The sequence below is a fragment of the Rhodococcus sp. MALMAid1271 genome (assembly GCF_049195265.1).
GTDB lineage: Bacteria > Actinomycetota > Actinomycetes > Mycobacteriales > Mycobacteriaceae > Rhodococcoides.
In genome coordinates this window covers 70,380-88,461 of record NZ_JBMIRQ010000067.1, presented here as the reverse complement: position 1 = coordinate 88,461, position 18,082 = coordinate 70,380, and the positions used below count along the sequence as shown (strand labels likewise).

Below are 18,082 nucleotides of genomic sequence, written 5' to 3'. Positions count from 1 at the left end.
ACCGAAGCCCGCACCATGGTGTTGCTGTTTCTCGGCAAAGGTGGTGCGGGCAAGACCACGTTGGCTGCTGCTTCGGCCCTGCAGCTCGCGCAGTCCGGGAAGCGGGTGTTGATCGCCTCCGTCGACCAGGCACATTCGCTCGTCGACGCGTTCGCGGTCGACGGCGTCGCCGAGTCGGCGGAACCGTCCGAGATACTGCCGGTCGCGCCCGGCGTCGACATCGTCGAGATCGATACCTTCGCGTTGCTCGAGCAGCGATACCGAGGTCTGGGTTCGGTGATGGCGATGGCGTCCGCGGGCCACGAGCACGGAGTGAGTTTCGGGGCGATCGAACCGGAGGAACTGCTCGGTTTCCCAGGAATCGAAGAGTTGCTGGGAATGCACGAGGTCTACCGCCTTGCCGACGAAGATCGTTGGGACACAGTGTTGGTGGACATGCCCGCCTCGGCCGACGCGCTCCGCACGCTGCAGTTGCCGGACACCGTCGCCGGATACGTCGAGCGGATCTGGCCGCACCACGACCGGATGGTTGCCGGCACCGGTTCCGATGTTCGGCTCACCCTGGTCGTGGCAATGATCGAGCGAGTTCTCGCACATATCGAGTCGGTGCGATCGCTCATCGTCGACTCGACACGCACCGGCGCGACCGTGGTCGTCACTGCCGAGGAATTGTCGATCGCCGACGCGGAACGGACGCTGTCGGCGGCTGCTCTGCTCGGAATCAGAATCGATCGGGTTCTCGTCAACAAGATTCTGCCCGCGCTGAACTCGTCGTCGATCGGTTTGGTCGGCGCACATCCGGCAGTGTTCTGGTTCGAGAGGTGGCGGTCCGCGCAGCTCGACGCCGTGGCGGAGCTGCGCCGAAGGATCGCGACGGTGCCGCTGGTGGAGGTGGAGCACTTCCACACCGAACCGGTAGGGTTGGAGCCCTTGCAAGAAGTGGCCGCTCGCCTGGAGCGAGGCTCCCTCGAGCGGCGCGCGCCGGGCTGGGGGGAGCAGCCCCGTGTGGTGCACGAGTCGGGGGTCGGGCTGGAATCTGTATACGCGATGAGAATGCTGCTGCCGGTGGTGGATTCGGCAAGCTTGGCGCTGGGGCGAGTGGAGGACGACTTGATAGTCAGTGCCGACGGGAGGCGACGGCGAATCAGGTTGGCATCGGTGCTACGTCGGTGCGTCGCGGAGTCTGCCGAACTCGACGGACCGTGCCTGGTGGTGCGTTTTCGCCCGAACCCCGCCGCGTGGCCGCTGTGACCGCAACGTCCCCGGACATGCCATCCGAGGTGTTGCGATGACCTCGGACCATTCCGAGCTGGGCGCGGATCTGTTCGCCCTGGCCGAGACGGTACTCACGCGGCTCGAGCCCATTTTGCGGCGCGTCGCCGAAACACAGGCGGATCGCGATCAGCAGGGATGTAGTTGGTGCCCGGTGTGTGCGCTCGCTGCGCTGGTGCGCGGCGAGCGCCACGATCTCGTCGAGCTCGTGGCCTCCGAGGGCGCAGTGGTGATCGCACTGCTGCGTCAGCTGCTCGCCGATCACGCGGGCGCAGGGACGCCGCACTCGGCGGAGCCTGCGTCGGCTCCGTCCGCCGACCGACCCGATCGAGAATCCGGCGGTGTGGCGAAGGACACGGACGCCCCGGCCGACCGCCGGAACGCGTTCGTTCCGATTACGGTCCGTCTCGGAGAGTCGGGCCGTGACGGCCGGGACGGTCAGTGACAGACGGACGGAATCGGACCGCGTGGGGAACGGCCGAGGAAGGTATGGACGAATGAAGCGGCACCATGAGCGACTGACCGTCGGCATCGATGTGGGCGGCACGAGCTTGCGCGCATCCGTCGTGGACTCCGAGGGCCAGGTGCTCGACTCCACCGCCGCTCCCACTCCACACACCGCTCGCGCGCTCGAACGCGGGCTCGACCGGGCCGTGCAGGAGCTGGCCGGTCGGCACGACATTGCCGCTGTCGGACTCGCCGTCGCAGGATTCATCGATTCCGAGCGGACCACGGTTCGATTCGCTCCGCACCTACCGTGGGTGGACACCCCGGTCGCGGCACAGATGAGTGCACGTGTGGGGTTGCCGGTACTCCTCGAACACGACGCCAACTCGGCTGCGTGGGCCGAGTACCGCTTCGGTGCCGCCGCCGGCGGCCGCAACGTGGTGATGGTGGCCATCGGCACCGGAATCGGTGCGGCACTGCTGATCGACGGCACGATCTACCGCGGAAGCCACGGGGTCGCCCCCGAATTGGGTCACCTTCAGGTCGTGCCGGACGGCAGAGCCTGCCCGTGCGGCAAGCGCGGCTGTTGGGAGCGCTATTGCAGCGGCACCGCCCTGGTGGACACCGCGGTGGAACTGCTCGCCGCAGACCCGTCGTCCTCGACGACGCTGGCTCGCGAGGTGTTTCTCGATCCGGGTTCGTTGACCGGTCGCCGGATCGCCGGTGCTGCACACGACGGAGACCCGATCGCTCGCCGCACCATGGAGGATTTCGCCCAGTGGCTCGGTGTCGGGCTGTCGATGGTCAGCGACGTGTACGACCCCGACCTGATCGTGCTGGCAGGGGGAGTGGCAACGTCGTCGAGCCAGTTTCTCGCCCGCGCGACCGACAAGTACGCGCAGCTCGTCACCGGTGCGGGCCATCGACCGCTGGCTCGAATTCGCAGTACTCAACTCGGTGAGGCGGCGGGCATGATCGGGGCCGCGGAGCTCGCCCGGGCGCAGTTCGTCACCGGCGTGCGATGACCGTGTCGGGCCGCTTCGTGTGAGGTCTGTCCCGCTGTGGCCCGTGGTGTGGCTGGTGTCATAAACCCTGGGTACAGTTCACTACGCGGCACAGTTCGAGGACGCCCGGCCGCGGTCGGTTCGCCTTCGAGTGGATCGGCACCAACGACTTTTCCGGACCATGATCAGGGAGCACGGCAATGTGGTACTGGCTGTTCAAATTCGTCATCGTCGGGCCACTGCTCATTGCCCTCGGGCGGCCCACGATCGAGGGTGCGGAGAACATTCCGGCGCACGGCCCGGTGATCCTGGCGAGCAATCACAAAGCCGTGCTCGATTCGTTCTACCTTCCGCTCAAGACGCCTCGCCGCATCACGTTCCTGGCGAAGAGCGAGTACTTCACCGGGACCGGACTCAAAGGTGCGTTCCAGCGGTGGTTCTTCACCGCGGTGGGGCAGGTGCCGATCGATCGCACCGGAGCCGATGCCGCGCAGGACGCCCTCAATGCCGGCGTGCGCGTGATCGAAGCGGGCAAGGTTCTGGGCATCTACCCCGAGGGCACGCGCTCGCCCGACGCCCGGTTGTACAAAGGGAAGACGGGCATGGCCCGTCTGGCGCTGCAGACCGGGGTGCAGGTCGTGCCCGTCGCGATGATCGGTACCGAGAAGATGAACCCGATCGGTTCGCGGGTGTGGCGGCCGGCCAAGGTCACCATTCGCGTGGGAAAGCCGATCGATTTCTCGCGCTTCGAGGGGATGGCCGGCAATCGATTCGTCGAGCGGGCGGTCACCGACGAGGTGATGTACGACCTGATGTTGCTCTCCGGGCAGGAATACGTGGACGTGTATGCCGCCTCGCTGAAGAAGACCGCGCCGAGTCCGGAGGCGACTCCGGTACCGCCGCGCATCCCGGACACCAAAGCCAGCTGAACCCTCCGCGCGCGGCTGCGATCAGGCAGTCGCGGCGGTCCTCGCGGCTCTCCCGCGGTGGGCGATATCGATCGATGCAACAGCGATGATCGAGGCCAGTGCCCACCACACGTATGCAGACGCCTCGATCTGGTCGATCAGGGGCCAGCCGAGCCCGCTCCATCGCCCTTCGCCGAGCTTCCAGTGCGGCGGATAGATCATCAGCGCCAGACCGATGCCAACCAGCGTGAACAGCAGTGCGCTGCGGCGGCGGTATCCGAGGACGGCAAGTACGACGACGAACGGCACCGCCCACACCCAGTGATGGGACCAGGACACCGGCGACACCAACAGGCCGAGCAGCGCATTGACCGTCAGCGCGAGGGCGATCTCCCCGGCCGCGAACGCTTTCCGCATGGCCACGGCGGCGATGATCAACACCACCGCCGACAAGGCGAGCCACAGGATCGACCGGGGTAGATCGTCCAATCCGAGACGTGCGAGCACGCCGGTGATCGACTGGTTCGGCGGATAGGCGGGGCCACCGATCCGGTCGGAGTCGACGATGGTCTCGGTCCAGTACTTCACCGAATCCGACCATGTCAGCGCAAAGCCGATGGCCGTGAACACTGCAAAACCGAGAACCGACATCACAGCCGCGCGAAAATCTCTGCGCAGCAGAAAGAACAGCACGAACACAGCCGGGGTGAGTTTGACGGCGGCGACCAGACCGATCAGCAGCCCGCGAGGCCATGGCGTCTTCTTCGGCAGACAGTCGAGAGCCACGAAGGCCATCAGCACGATGTTGATCTGTCCGTAGTTCAACGTCGAGGTGACCGGCTCCAGGATCAGCACCGACACGGCGAACACGGCACCGGCCGACCACAGGACCATCGATGCAGGGCGCACCCCGAGCGAGACGAGTGTGGTCACGAGTGTCACCAGCAACAGAACCATCGACAGTGCCGTCACCGCGATCGACGCGGTGTACAGCGAGATCGAGGACAGCGGGCTGAACACGGCGGCGGCGATCGGCGGATAGGTGAACGGCAACGTGGTTCCGGTGGCGATCGGCGGCAACTGTCCGTAGAGATCCCCACCCTGGGCGAACACCTGCCCGCCCAGGCGGTACACGTCCAGGTCCAGTCGGTAGTGCTCGCCGAGAGCACGCAGGCCCGGAAAGCCGTTGAGATGGAACAGGACACCCACAGCGGCGGCGGCCAGAACGAGGACTCTGCTCGACGCCACCGCCCAACGAGGCCACCGGCGTGGCCGCGGCCCGGCCTGGTCCGATGCCTCGGCGATCGGACGGTTGGTGTCGGGCGTAGTCACAACGTTGCCTTTCCGGGCTGTTCGGGTCGGGGCTACCGGTACGTGGGGACGTGTCGGAGCACGCGCTAAGGTGAGCCGCGTGCGCTACTTCTACGACACAGAGTTCATCGAGGATGGTCGCACAATCGAGTTGGTCTCGATCGGCGTGGTATCCGAGGACGGCCGCGAGTTCTATGCGGTGTCCTCCGAGTTCGATCCCGAGCGAGCGGGCCGCTGGGTTCGACGAAACGTCTTGCCCAAGCTGCCACCGTACTCGTCACCATTGTGGATGAGTCGGTCCCGAATCCGTGACGAGCTGCTCGAGTTCCTGGTTCCGCAGTACGGCGCGGAGGTCGAACTGTGGGCTTGGGTGGCTGCATACGATCACGTTGCGCTCTGTCAGCTGTGGGGTTCGATGACCGAGCTGCCTCGGTCGTTGCCTCGTTTCACCCGTGAGCTGCGTCAGCACTGGGAGGATCGCGGCAGCCCCGAGCTGCCGTCGGCACCGGACGACGCGCATGATGCGCTCGCCGATGCTCGGCACAATCTGGCGAAGTTCCAGGCGATCGAAGAGTTCTCGTATCGCGGGTGAACACCCGTTGTCCTGCGGCGACTGCGGTACGAATATCCTGTACCGGTGAACTGGACTGTCGACGTACCCATCGATCGCTTGCCCGACCTGCCGCCGTTGTCGCCGACGCTGCGCACTCGATTGGACGATGCGTTGGCCAAGCCAGCTGCGCAGCAACCGCAGTGGGACCCCGACCACGCAGCCGATATGCGCAAGGTGCTCGAGAGTGTGCCGCCCATCACCGTCGCCGGTGAAGTGGAGGCGTTGTCGGACAAGCTCGCCGCCGTCGCCCGCGGTGAGGCCTTCCTTCTCCAGGGTGGAGACTGCGCCGAGACGTTCGTCGACAACACCGAGCCGCACATCAAGGGCAATATCCGCACACTGCTGCAGATGGCCGTCGTGCTCACGTACGGCGCGAGCATGCCGGTGGTCAAGGTCGCTCGCATCGCGGGGCAGTACGCCAAGCCGCGATCCTCCGACATCGATGCGCTCGGGCTGCAGTCCTACCGCGGAGACATGATCAACTCCCTCGTGGCCGACGAGAGCGTCCGTGGCCACGATCCGTCGCGGCTGGTACGCGCCTACGCCAACGCCAGTGCCGCGATGAATCTGGTGCGTGCCCTGACCGGGGCTGGCATGGCCGATCTGCACAAGGTGCACGACTGGAACCGTGAGTTCGTCGCGCAGTCTCCCGCTGGTGCCCGATACGAGGCCCTCGCCGGTGAGATCGACCGAGGGCTCCGGTTCATGGATGCCTGCGGCGTCACGGACCCCAATCTGCACACGGCGCAGATCTTCGCCAGCCACGAGGCGCTCGTACTCGACTACGAGCGCGCGATGCTCCGGCTGGACAACACCGACGACCACCCCAAGCTGTACGACCTGTCCGCGCACTTCCTGTGGATCGGCGACCGCACCCGCCAACTCGACGGTGCACACATCGCGCTGGCCGAGCTGATCTCGAACCCGATCGGGCTCAAGATCGGACCCACGACGACACCCGAGATGGCTGTCGAATACGTCGAGCGCCTCGACCCGACCAACAAGCCAGGACGCTTGACGCTGATCTCGCGGATGGGCAACGGCAAGGTGCGCGACATTCTGCCCGGCATCATCGAGAAGGTGCAGGCCACCGGTCATCAGGTCATCTGGCAGTGCGATCCGATGCACGGCAACACCCACGAGGCATCGACCGGGTACAAGACGCGGCACTTCGACCGCATCGTCGACGAAGTGCAGGGCTTCTTCGAGGTGCACAACGGTCTCGGTACGCACCCGGGCGGCATCCACGTCGAGCTCACCGGTGACGATGTCACCGAGTGCCTCGGGGGTGCCCAGGACATATCGGATCTGGACCTCGGCGGCCGTTACGAGACAGCCTGTGACCCACGGTTGAACACGCAGCAGAGCATCGAGCTGGCCTTCCTCGTCGCCGAGATGCTCCGCGACTGAGCTGTGTTGCCCTGAGGAAGCCGTGTTGCCCTGAGCCAGTCGTGTTGCTCCGCGAGCGATCAGGGCAGTGAGACGACCTTGACCTCGGAGCCCGGTTTCACTCGGGAACCGGCTCCGGGGCTCTGGGTGATCACCACCGACCCGTCCGTATCGACCACCTGACGGACATCGATCGCGAGGCCGAGAGTGTCGAGGGTCGTGCGAGCGGACCCTACCGACCGGCCGAGCAGCGAGGGCACCGTCACGGCGTTCGATACCTCCAGGACGGCTGTGGTTCCCGACTTCACCGTCTTCCCGGCCTCGGGCGTCGTTCCGATGGCCTTGCCGCCGTCGGTACCTTTGTCGAACGTTTCCTGAACCTCGCTGACGGTGATGCCCACCGATTCGAGCGTCGTTCGGGCCTGTTCGACGCTTTGCCCGCGCACATCCGGCATCTCGACCGGCGGCGCTCCCTTGCTGCGCAGCACCGACACCGCGGCCCCGGTGTTCAGCACCGTCCCCGGCGGTGGGTCAAGCGCTGCGACCCCGCCGATCGGAGCGGTGGTGCTGAACGCTTCGCCGCCGTCGACGGGTGTGAACGTCCGATCTCGCAGTTGCTGTTCCATATCCGCAACCGAGGCGCTCGCATCGATGGAGGGGACACTGGGACGCCCAAGTGACACCAGGAGAAACACGGTGTCACCCTTGGCGATTCGTGATCCACCGGTGGGGTCGGTCCCGATCAGACGGTCGGTGTCCACCGAGTCGGAATAGGTTCCGCGCACGGTGGCCTCCAGCCCGGCCGCTTCGACGGCGCTGGTGGCACCGGTGGTGTCGAGCCCGTCGACCATCGGGACCGCGGTGTAGCGACCCGAACCCATCCACCAGCCGCCGACACCGACCAGGACGGCGAGCAGGGCCACGACGAGAAGCCAGACGACGATCGCGCGACGCGAGCGCTGTCGATCTGCTTCGAAGTCCGGAAATCGGTACTGGCCCCGACCGGGCGGTGCAGGCTCGGCATGTTGCTCCTCGGGTTGCTCCGAGCCGTAATCGACACCACGCGAGGTAGGTGAGGTGACCGCGCGGGTGTGCTGTACCCCCGGCTGCCTCGGCGGGTCCTGGACCACCTGGGTGCGAGCGGCAGGCGCGCGATCACCGGCGACCGTCGTCGGTGCGCCCGCCGCAGCCGAACTCATGTGCTCGGCCGAGCGTTTGGGCGCGGGCACCCGGTATTCGGGAAGCGCCAGCTCCGACGCGGCACCACGCAGGGCGCGGGCCATGTCGTCGGCGTTGCGGTAACGATGTTCCGGGTCGCGGACGGTCGCGCGCTCGACCACTTCGTCGAATTGCGGGGGTACTCCGGCGATGAGGGCGGACGGGAGCGGCACGTCGTTGTCGATGCGTTGGTAGGCGATGGACAGCGAGGTATCCCCGGTGAACGGGGTGCGGCCGGTCAGCAGCTCGAACAGCACGACGCCGACGCCGTAGACATCACTGCTCGCGGAGGCAGAGCCGGTGGTGACCTGCTCGGGAGAGAGGTACGCGGCGGTGCCCAGAATCACACTGCTCGAGGTCACCGTGGAGGCCGCGATGGCTCGCACGAGTCCGAAATCGGCGATCTTGACGTCGCCGTCGTCGCTGATCAGGATGTTCTCGGGTTTGATATCGCGGTGCACCAAGCCCGCCCGGTGGGCAACCGCGAGGGCTTCGAGGACCGGCCGCACGACGGCGACCGCAGCGTGCGGTGGCATCGGGCCACGCTCACGCAGGAGCTCCCGTAGGGTGCCGCCCTCGACGAGTTCCATGACGAGAAAAGCATGTTCGCCGTCTCGACCATGGTCGTACACGGCCACGAGGCCGGGATGATTCAGCCTGGCCACGGCCCGCGCCTCGAATTCGAATCGCTGGACGAACTGCGGGTCCTCGGCGAACTTCGGATCCATGATCTTCACCGCGACAGGGCGGTCGAGTCTGGTGTCGAGTCCGCGGTAGACCGTCGACATGCCGCCCCGTGCGATCGGCGCGTCTATTCGATAGCGACGATCGAGCATCGAACCCGGTATCACCGAACCTCCTCTCGCGCGTCCGCCGTTCACCGGACGTCTGACGACGATCGTATCGGTGCCGCAGGCGGTGCCCGGTGATCGTGGTTGTCGTTTCTCGTCCTCCGCGAACCCTGCGACCGGCCGGACGACTTTTGAAGTCTGGCCGCCGGACCCGTTAACGTTACCTGCGTGAGTGCCATTCCCTATGCCGACGACGTGCTCGATCCGTCGGTGTCTCTGCTGCAGTTCGCCGATGTCGCGAAGATCCTCGATGTTCCCAAGACTCGCGTCGAACAGCTCGTTCGCGACCGACAGTTGCTGGCTCTGAAGCGCTCGCGCGTACCCGGTGTGCCCGAGCTGTTCTTCGACACGACCAGAGGCGAGATCGTCAAGGGGCTACCCGGACTGTTGGCCGTGCTGCACGACGGCGGTTATGGGGACGAGGAAATCCTGCGGTGGCTGTTCGCCGAGGACGAGAGCTTGCCTGGCACGCCCGTCGCGGCCTTGCACGGTGACCTGATGCGTGAAGTGATCAGGCGCGCACAGGCGATGGCCTTCTAGCGAAGGTTGCGCGCTCGAAGCCGGTGACGAAGAACTGCGGAAGTGCGATCCGAGCTCGGGTCCACTGCGGCACGGTCGCCCGCTGGGACAGGACGCGGTAGCCCTGGGACTCCACCTCGTCCAGAATGCGGCCGTAGAGTATCGACGCCGTGCGCATGGACGGGCGCACCCGTGGATCGAGCATCTCGATGCCGGCGTCGGACGTACGGTAGATCGAGCGGGTGACAGCGATCTGGTGCGCCAGAGCTCGACCGACCTTGGCATCGACGTTGCCGGTGGTGCGGCACCAGCGCAGCAGCTCCTCGTCGACTCCGAACGCTTCGAGCTCGTCCATGGGGAGGTAGATCCGGTCTCTATCGAGGTCCTCGCCCATGTCGCGGATGAAGTTCGTCAGCTGGAACGCCTCACCGAGGGCCGCGGCGGGTGGTTCGGCCTCGGCCCGGTCGACGACGGTTCCCAGGATCGGCAACATCTGCAGTCCGATGACCGCAGCGGAGCCGTACATGTACTCGCGGAGCTGCTCCATCGTCCGGTAACGGGAGATGAACACCGTGCTGCCTGGAATATCCATCCGCATGGAGCGCATGAACGCGAAGAAGTAGTCGTGTGGGATGTCGTACCGTAAAGCGGTGTCGCACAGGGCGCTCAGGACCTGATCGGACACGCTCTCCGACAGCGGCTCTCCCGCCAAGGCCGCACGTACTCGAGACTCGATCAGGTCGAGTTCGGCGAGGCGTCGAGCATTGAGCTCGTCCGATCCGACGACGATATCGGTCCCTTCGAGGTCGACGATGTCGTCGACCATGCGGGCGAAGCCGTACAGCGCGTGCACGGCCGCGCGCTTGTCGACGGGGAGCAAGCGAGTGGCGAGGAAATAGGTCTTCCCGTGCCGGGCGTTGAGCTCGCGACAGATTCGGTACGCCCCGTGCAGCGCGGGGTCGATGGTGTCCAGTTCCTTCATCGCGCAGCCGTCACGACGTGGACTCGCCCTCGGACGATTCGGCGGCGGAGGTCCTCGGGGCGTTCGGCACCGCACGACGTTCCCTGGACCGGTCCGACCGCAAACGCAACGGATCTACCCTGGTCAACGCGAGCGCGGCCACAACAGCCGCGAAGACGGCCAACGCCACGTGCATGAACGTGTACAGCCCGATCGAGCCGTCTGGCTGGAAGACGAGCATCAGCCACGTCGACAGTCCCGTCAGGACCATCAGCGTCGTTCGCGACAGTGCGAATCCGGCGGCGATCGCCAGCGGCCAGGAGTAGTACCAGGGCAGCGCCGCGGGGGAGAGCACAACGGTGGCCACCAGGGCGATCAGAATGCCCTTGACCGCGTCTCGCTCGGACTTGCGGCCCAGCCACCAGGCTGCGGCGAGGACGACGACCAGCGCGATCGCACACAGCAGACGCGTCACATCGAGAACCGGCCCGAGGCGCAGGTCGAGGAACCACGAGGTACTCACGGTCACCAGGTGCGCGAGAATTGTCGGGAGCGAGAGCCAGTTGATGATCTTGGCCGATCCCGAGAGCGCTGTGAGCCACCCGATACCCACTCCGGCCACCACGGACGCGACGGCGAACACCGCCACGAAGACGGCGGCTCCGATTCCTGCGGTCTTGGTGAACGCCAGTATCGGTGAGCTCGGTGCGCGGCCCTCGGCACGAGCCTTCTCCCGCAGATGCAGCATCCAGATCCAGACCAGGAACGGCAATGCCAGGCCTGCTGTCGCCTTGATCGCCACGGCGATCGCCACCAGTGCGATGCCGGAGACATGACGATGTTCGAGAGCCAACACGATGCCCGCAGTCATCAGCCCGACCATGAGCAGTTCGTTGTGGACGCCGCCGATCAGGTGAATCAGCACCAGGGGGTTGAGGACGGCGAGCCACACTGCGGTGGTCGCGCGGCCGCCCAGGTGTGTGGCCAGTCGCGGAACAGCCCACATCATCAGCGCGAGACCGGGCAGCATGGTCAGGCGCAGCAGCATGGTGCCTGCGATGACGTTGTCGCCCGTCACGCTGGTGATTCCGCGCCCGAGCAGCAGGAACAACGGCCCGTACGGCGCTGTGGTGGTGGTCCAGACATTGCTGACGTTGTCGAGAAGTACCCCCGGATTGGCGACGGGGCCCACCGCGTACGGGTCGAAACCGTCACGGAGCAAAGCGCCCTGAGCCAAGTAGGAATAGGCATCGCGGCTGAACATCGGCACCGACAGCAGCAGCGGAGCCGTCCATGCCGGCACGATCCATCGCAGTTCGCCGACGGTGGTGCGGCCGTGGAGGGTCGCGCGCCCGAGCCGAACCCAGGCGGTGATCATCAGCAGTACGCCAACCCAGACGATGATGGTCGACAGTACGAATCCGTGGCCGAATCGCAGCCACGAGAGGTGCATCGACTCGAGCAGCGGGTCGCGCCTGCGCACACTGCCTGCGCCGAATCCGCCGAACATGATGCAGACGGCACCGACGACACCGAGGATTGCGGCATTGCCCTCGGGGCTGCGTAGAAAGTTGGCGGTGGTGGTCAGCCTCGATGTCCGTCGCGCAGGAGAGGGGTCGGGCCCGTCCGAGGATCGATCCGAGGAAGTGGAGTGCGACGAAATCGAAGACATTGCCGCCTGCTCCTCCTCTGCAACGAAGTGTGGATCGAGATGAACACGTCAGCCGATGTGTTCGCGCCGTTCACCGAACGATCATGCTCGCAGCAATGAGGGCGACCGGCAAACGATCGCGCTCAGCTTAGTTGGTCGGTACGGCGAGTCGAACGAACCTACCGGCTCCGGCGTCCTGTCACTCGTTCGGCAGCGAGCTTTCCCGAGACCAGAACCGTGGGAACGCCCACTCCGGGTGTCGTACCCGAGCCGGCGAGAACCACGTTGTCGAGTCCGGAGACCAGGTTCTTGCGTCGGAACGGTCCGGTCTGACGAAACACATGTGCAGACGAGAACGGCGAACCCTCGATCATGCCTTTTCGCGCCCAGGTCTCGGGTGTGTCGAGGTGGTCCAGGACGAATCCGTCGAGGAGCCCGGTGTAACCGCGATCTTCCAGAGTTGTGAGAATCTCGCGGAGATACGGCTGCGCCAGCTCGCTCCAGGGCAGGGGAGCGCTCTCGAGGTTGGGGCACGGAGCCAGAATCGATACCGGCTCACTGCGGACGCCGCCGCGAATCACTTCGAGATTCGGATCACTCACCGACGGCCGGGTGATGAGCAACGACGGATCAGCCATCAATGATCCCTTGCCCGGCTTGGCGGTGATGCGGCGAAAGGTCTCGGCCCACTCGTTCCCGAAGTCGATGGTGTGATGCGCCCGGGCCGGCCACGCGGCGGTGTGTTCGAGGGCCACGGTGCCGTGTGCGACGACCGCCGACGGAGAGACGGCACCGTAGCCGTTTCCTCGACCCTGCCTCGTCACCGAAGCACGGTCGAGGAGTCGGTCCACGACGGGCAGATCGGGAGTGAGAACGAGAGCGTCGCACGCGATCCGGTCACCAGTCGCGGTCAAAACCGAGTCGGTACGGCCACGGTCGACGGTGATGTCGACGATCTCGGTGCCGAGCTCGAGCGTGCCGCCTGCGGTGACGAAGGCGTCGGCCATGGCCTTGGAGATCGCCGCCATTCCGCCCTCGGGAAAGAAGACCCCCAGCGAGGTGTCCATGTGCGCGATGGCCCCGTACACCGCGAGTGCCTTCTGCGGTGCCATGCCTGCATAGAGCGCCTGGAAGGTGAAGACCCGACGCAATCGCGGATCTTTCAGGAATCGGTCGACGCGTGGTCCGAGTCGGCCGAAACCGCCGAGCCTCGCCAGCGTGGCGGTGTCTCGGATCGCGGCCTTCGAACCCACGAGATCGAGCGGGGAATCGAAGTTCGAGTCGATGTACCGATCGAACTCGGCGTCGAAGATGGCGGCCAGCCAACTCCGTAGATTGCGGTATCCCTGCGCCTCGGCGGGGCCGCAGGTCCGTTCGACCTCGGCCGCCATGGCCTCGGGGTCGGAGTAGACGTCGATCGAGCTGCCGTCGGCGTAACGCGTGTGATACGAGGGCGACAGTGTCGCCAGCCGAATCGGCGGTGTCGTGGATTCGAAATCGGCACCCACGGCCGCGAGCGCCTCGAGCACCAGGTTCGGCATCGTCAAGACGCTGGCACCGTTGTCGACGTCGTACAGGTGGGAACCGTCGATGTCGAACACCGGATACACCCCGACCCGGCCGCCCACGCTCGCCTCTCGTTCGACGAGAACGACTTTCTTGCCTGCCCCGATGAGATGCAGACCGGCAGCCAGTCCGGCCAGCCCGGCTCCCACCACCACGACTGTGTCGGTGGGCCCGGTGACTGCACGGATAGAAGACATGACGCTCTCTTTCAGTACTGCCGTCTGATGGCGGCGGTCGCCATGGCGCGCAGGTGCGCGGCAGCGACCGGTTCGATCGAACTGTTGTCGAGGGTGGCCAGAGCGCGGGTACCGAGTTCGTCGATCTGCCGCTCGACCGCATCCACTGCACCGAGCTCGACCAGAATCGAACGGATCTCGGCGACGCCGGCAGCATCGAGATCGGTACCGAGACCGGCCCGAATCGTGGCTGCGTGATCGGGGCGAGCCAGGTCGGCTTGGTGCAGTGCCGAGGCGATGAGCACCGTGCGTTTGCCCTCGGTGATGTCGTCGCCCGACGGTTTGCCGGTGACCTCGGGGTCGCCGAACACGCCGAGCAGGTCATCGCGCAATTGGAATGCGATCCCGATATCGGCACCGAAGCTGCGGTACGCCGCGATCAGCTCGTCGTCCGCGTCCGCCAGCGCTGCGCCCAGATGCAGGGGTCGTTCGACGGTGTACGCGGCGGTCTTGTATCGGTTGACCCGCATCGCAGCTGCCACGCTCTCGTCGATACCTGCCTCGGCCTCGATATCGAGTAGTTGGCCACCGAGAACCTCGGTGCGCATGGCGGACCACACCGGCTGCACTCGACGCGCGGAGTCGGCGTCGATACCCGATTCGCGGAGTAGGTCGTCGGCCCAGCACAGGGCCAGATCGCCGACGAGAATCGCCGCCGATTCCCCGAAATGCTCCGAGGAGCCGGACCAGCCCGCGTCTCGATGCCGGCCTGCGAAGTCGACGTGCACAGTCGGGAAACCGCGTCGTGTGCTGGATGAATCGATGATGTCGTCGTGGATCAGGGCGCACGCCTGGACCAACTCGAGCGCTGAGCAGGCCCTGAGCACGGCGTCTGCCCGTTCACCGGTCGACTCGCCACCGGCACCGAGCCACGCCGTCCACGCGAACGCGGGACGCATGCGCTTGCCACCCCTGAGCACGAACGCTTCGAGATCGGCCACTGCTGCGGGGTAGCCGCCGCCCACTGTGTCGACCACAGCGCGGCGCGAGGCGAAGAACTCGGTGAGGGTCGCGTCCACGGCCGTGCGCAGCGCCTCCGGTCCGGTAGCGGTGGTTGCGGTGTCGACGACGGGCGAAGACGAGTCTCCGGACAGAACGATCCTCCAGGGTTCGGCGTGAGTGTGTGTCGGATTCCGATCCCACACTAGTAGGCGCCGCCACCAGCGCGCCGACATGCAGCGAACCCCGTCCTGCGGGAGGCCCGACGAGCGTCGACGGAGCGCAACCTATGATCTTCGGGTGAGCGAAGATTCCGTCAGGGGGCGGTCGAGCCGAGGATTCGTGACGAGGACTCCGTCCATCGTCGACCGATTGCGGCACGATCCGGAGGCCAGGATCCCCTTCTCGGTCGAGTTCTCCCCGCCTCGCGATGCCGCCGCAGAGGCCAGGCTGTGGCGGGCAGTCCGTGAGTTCGAGCAACTTCAGCCCGCATTCGTGTCGATGACGTACGGAGCCGGCGGCTCCACCCGCGATCGAACTGTGCGCGTTACAGGACAGATCGCCGAGGAGACGACCCTGCTTCCGGTGGCGCATCTCACAGCGGTCTCGCACAGTGTCGACGAGTTGCGCTCGATGGTCGGCTCTTACGCCGATCGCGGCATCACCAACATTCTCGTGCTGCGCGGCGACCCCCCTGGGGATCCACTCGGTGATTGGGAGAAGCACCCCGACGGAGTCGAATACGCGGAGGAGTTGGTCCGGCTGGTCCGCGATCTCGGCGACTTCCACGTAGGGGTGGCATCGTTTCCCGAAGGACACCACCGTGCCGACGATCTGGAGCAGGACACCAGGTGCCTGGTGGACAAGCTCCGTGCCGGAGCGGAGTACTCGATCACTCAGATGTTCTTCGATGTGGACGACTACCTGCGATTGCGCGATCGTGTGTGTGCCCACGATGCCGAGCAGGGCGCGAAGCCGATCATCCCCGAGATCATGCCGATCACCTCTCTGCGTTCGGTCCGCCGGATGCTCGAACTCTCCGGCACGACGCTCCCGTCCTACCTGGACGAGAAATTCACTCGCGCAGCCGGTTCCGGGCCGGAGGAGGACCGCGCTGCCGTCCGAGAAGTGGGCATCGAACTGGCGACGACCATCGGCGAGCGGTTGATCTCCGAGGGTGCGCCGGGATTGCACTTCATCACGCTCAACTTCGCACGGGCGACGCGCGAGGTACTGAGCAACCTGGGTCTGGCACCGGCGCGGGTCTAGCCTCTCAGCTCTGCGGTACGGGCATCGGGCGTGATTTCCACGACAGCGAGCCGCGCTGCATGCGTAGGTGTGACTCGGCCACCAGGCTGACGAACGCGAGAATCGACAGCGGATGCAACGCGGCGTCGATCACATCGCCGAGGCCGAACCGCGATCCCGATTCGCGCCGCCGCGCGGCCATTCTGGATACCGTGCCGGCCAGATACCCGGCCACGCCGAGTCGACGCGTCGACCCCGTGGAGGTGAGTGCGGCGACGGGCGGTACGAGGTAGATCGCGGACAGCGTCAGAGCTGCTGCGGTGGACCCCGCGGGTCCGCCGAACACGCTCCACAGCCACCTGCTGTATCCGGACCGCAGATCCGCGGCTGAGTCGTACATCCGGCATCGAATCAACCCGGCAGCAGAGGCCACCGACGTCGAAAAGCCTCGTCGGCGCAGTGCACGTGCCAGGTCCAGATCCTCGGTCGCGCTGCCGGCAACGCAGCTGTGTCCGCCGATGGCCCGGTACGCAGCCTTGTCGAAGGCCATGAACTGACCGCACGCAACTGCCATCGACGGCAGCGGCAGCGCGTTGGCCACCGGCACCGGCAGAGTCGACATCCACGACCACGCCAGCAAGGGTTGGACGAGTCGCTCGACGGCGCTACCGGCACGTTGCTCGGGCCAGGGGCACAGCAGACCGTCGCCGCGTCTGCGCAACATCCGCACGGCTGCCGCGACAGCGCCGGGTTCGAGTCGAACGTCTGCGTCGACGAAGACGATCACCGAGGCGTTCACATCGTCCTCGTCGGCGAGCCGGGCCAGCTCGGCGCACGCTGCGGCTTTGCCGGTCCAGCCCGGTGGCGGTGGAGCGTCGGACGTCACGACCCGAATTCTCGGGTCACCCGCAGCTGCCGCGTTCGCTGCCGCGGTCGTTCCGTCGGTCGAGTCGTCGTCGAGAACGACGACCTTCAAGTCGGTGCACAGTTGCTGCTGGGTCAGGTCGTCGATCAAAGCAGGCAGCGTGCCCACCTCGTTGCGGGCCGGGATGCAGATCGAGATGCGTTCGGTGACCGGACGGGTCGGACGGCGCAGACCCGGCATGGACAGCGCGTTCATCGAGGCCACCGCGGCGGAGGTCGAGGCGAGGACAGCGGCGGCCTGCGTTGTTCGTGCGAGGAGCCGGCCCGTCACACCGATGTTCTGTCGGTCGAGTCGTCCGCCCCGGGGCGTCGCGGCCGACGGTTGGCCAGCGGCGGGTTGCGTGAGACCCACGCCATCGCGCCGACGATCGCCGCGACGCCGACGGTCACCCCGCCGACGATTCCGGCCCAACCGGCGAAGCTTCGGGTGTTCGGATCGGGATAGTTGACCTCGGCGCGCACGGATGTGACCTCGCCGGCCGGTAGTTTCCAGGAGATCGAGTTGTCGCTCTCGCGAGTGCCGTTGGTGGTACCGATGCGAGCGGGGAACGCGATGGTGAACTGGACGTCCGATCCCTGAGTCGGGACCGAGGACAGGTCCGCGTTGCCCGACAGGCTGACGGTGTCACCAGAACGTTGCAGCGTGAGTTGGAACGATCCGGCAGCGTTCTGGAAGATCGAACCGAGCGTCTGCACGTCGCCGAAGGAGAGATCCTCGAAAATGGCCTGTGAGCCGACGTACCCGTCCTGGTTGTACGGTTCGACACGCACCTTGTCCTCGAGGGACGAGGGAACCACCAGTTCCGGGCCGGTGTCGGAGTCGGAGGTCGGCACACTGGCTGCCACGATCTGACCCGCCACCCGGTCGTTCGCCGAGACCCCCATCGTGACCTGCACCCGCAGACAACCGGCCAGCATCGGTGCAATCAGCAGGGCTAGTGCGATCACCGAGAGGACTCGGCGTCGGTTGGTTCGGTGAGGTGTTCGCGATGTCGACTGCACGTCCGACATCGTGCCAGGGCATG

Annotated in this window: 16 protein-coding genes; 8 read left to right on the top strand and 8 right to left on the bottom strand. The window is 66.2% G+C overall.

Annotated features, from left to right (window positions below; translation table 11 throughout):
• The first annotated feature begins 15 nt into the window (after positions 1–15).
• From ACOQFP_RS09110 to ACOQFP_RS09095, 4 genes are all read left to right on the top strand, one after another.
• Entirely contained in the window at positions 16–1,251 is a 1,236-nt protein-coding gene (locus tag ACOQFP_RS09110) for an ArsA family ATPase (RefSeq protein WP_421584080.1), read from the top strand.
• Between the two features lie 37 nt (positions 1,252–1,288).
• On the top strand, positions 1,289–1,717 hold the full coding sequence (locus ACOQFP_RS09105) for a hypothetical protein (RefSeq protein WP_421584079.1): 429 nt from the start codon (positions 1,289–1,291) through the stop codon (positions 1,715–1,717).
• Between the two features lie 52 nt (positions 1,718–1,769).
• Positions 1,770–2,744: an ROK family protein gene (locus ACOQFP_RS09100; RefSeq protein WP_206489176.1), complete on the top strand. Its 975-nt coding sequence runs from the start codon at positions 1,770–1,772 to the stop codon at positions 2,742–2,744.
• Positions 2,745–2,923: 179 nt separating this feature from the next.
• On the top strand, positions 2,924–3,652 hold the full coding sequence (locus ACOQFP_RS09095; RefSeq protein ID WP_206489175.1) for a lysophospholipid acyltransferase family protein: 729 nt from the start codon (positions 2,924–2,926) through the stop codon (positions 3,650–3,652).
• 21 nt (positions 3,653–3,673) lie between these two features.
• On the opposite strand, the gene ACOQFP_RS09090 is transcribed toward ACOQFP_RS09095, so the two are convergent.
• The gene (locus ACOQFP_RS09090; RefSeq protein WP_374222373.1) at positions 3,674–4,963 is read right to left on the bottom strand and encodes a glycosyltransferase 87 family protein; all 1,290 of its coding nucleotides are present in this window, start codon (positions 4,961–4,963) and stop codon (positions 3,674–3,676) included.
• A gap of 79 nt (positions 4,964–5,042) precedes the next feature.
• Between ACOQFP_RS09090 and ACOQFP_RS09085 the strand changes: the two genes are divergently transcribed.
• Positions 5,043–5,534 carry a polyadenylate-specific 3'-exoribonuclease AS gene (locus ACOQFP_RS09085; protein ID WP_206489616.1) on the top strand — a complete coding sequence of 164 codons (492 nt, stop codon included), beginning with the start codon at positions 5,043–5,045 and terminating at the stop codon, positions 5,532–5,534.
• Between the two features lie 45 nt (positions 5,535–5,579).
• Complete coding sequence (locus ACOQFP_RS09080; RefSeq protein ID WP_206489174.1) at positions 5,580–6,965, top strand: class II 3-deoxy-7-phosphoheptulonate synthase; 1,386 nt, start codon at positions 5,580–5,582, stop codon at positions 6,963–6,965.
• A 59-nt stretch (positions 6,966–7,024) separates the two neighbouring features.
• Here ACOQFP_RS09080 and pknB read toward each other — a convergent pair whose 3' ends face one another.
• Positions 7,025–8,998 carry a Stk1 family PASTA domain-containing Ser/Thr kinase gene (gene pknB / locus ACOQFP_RS09075; protein ID WP_421584240.1) on the bottom strand — a complete coding sequence of 658 codons (1,974 nt, stop codon included), beginning with the start codon at positions 8,996–8,998 and terminating at the stop codon, positions 7,025–7,027.
• 183 nt (positions 8,999–9,181) lie between these two features.
• On the opposite strand from pknB, the gene ACOQFP_RS09070 reads away from it, so the two are divergent.
• Positions 9,182–9,553 (top strand): Rv2175c family DNA-binding protein, encoded by a 372-nt coding sequence (locus ACOQFP_RS09070; RefSeq protein ID WP_341245351.1) that lies wholly within the window; start codon positions 9,182–9,184, stop codon positions 9,551–9,553.
• Here ACOQFP_RS09070 and ACOQFP_RS09065 read toward each other — a convergent pair.
• The 4 genes from ACOQFP_RS09065 to ACOQFP_RS09050 form a co-directional block, all read right to left on the bottom strand.
• Entirely contained in the window at positions 9,525–10,514 is a 990-nt protein-coding gene (locus ACOQFP_RS09065) for a phytoene/squalene synthase family protein (RefSeq protein ID WP_421584078.1), read from the bottom strand. The two genes, ACOQFP_RS09070 and ACOQFP_RS09065, sit on opposite strands and share 29 nt — an antisense overlap.
• Before the next feature lie 10 nt (positions 10,515–10,524).
• Complete coding sequence (locus ACOQFP_RS09060; RefSeq protein ID WP_421584077.1) at positions 10,525–12,165, bottom strand: alpha-(1->6)-mannopyranosyltransferase A; 1,641 nt, start codon at positions 12,163–12,165, stop codon at positions 10,525–10,527.
• 158 nt (positions 12,166–12,323) lie between these two features.
• Positions 12,324–13,907: a phytoene desaturase family protein gene (crtI, locus tag ACOQFP_RS09055; RefSeq protein ID WP_421584076.1), complete on the bottom strand. Its 1,584-nt coding sequence runs from the start codon at positions 13,905–13,907 to the stop codon at positions 12,324–12,326.
• 11 nt (positions 13,908–13,918) lie between these two features.
• Positions 13,919–15,121, bottom strand: coding sequence for a polyprenyl synthetase family protein (locus ACOQFP_RS09050; RefSeq protein WP_341244726.1), 1,203 nt, complete (start codon positions 15,119–15,121; stop codon positions 13,919–13,921).
• Between the two features lie 64 nt (positions 15,122–15,185).
• Here ACOQFP_RS09050 and metF point away from each other — a divergent pair, with 64 nt between their 5' ends.
• Positions 15,186–16,154: a methylenetetrahydrofolate reductase [NAD(P)H] gene (gene metF, locus ACOQFP_RS09045; protein WP_374222372.1), complete on the top strand. Its 969-nt coding sequence runs from the start codon at positions 15,186–15,188 to the stop codon at positions 16,152–16,154.
• A gap of 4 nt (positions 16,155–16,158) precedes the next feature.
• On the opposite strand, the gene ACOQFP_RS09040 is transcribed toward metF, so the two are convergent.
• Positions 16,159–17,328, bottom strand: coding sequence for a glycosyltransferase (locus tag ACOQFP_RS09040; RefSeq protein ID WP_421584075.1), 1,170 nt, complete (start codon positions 17,326–17,328; stop codon positions 16,159–16,161).
• Positions 17,325–18,068, bottom strand: a complete 744-nt coding sequence (locus ACOQFP_RS09035) for an LppM family (lipo)protein (RefSeq protein WP_206489168.1) — start codon at positions 18,066–18,068, stop codon at positions 17,325–17,327. The genes ACOQFP_RS09040 and ACOQFP_RS09035 overlap by 4 nt, the downstream gene beginning before the upstream one ends.
• Positions 18,069–18,082 lie beyond the last annotated feature (14 nt).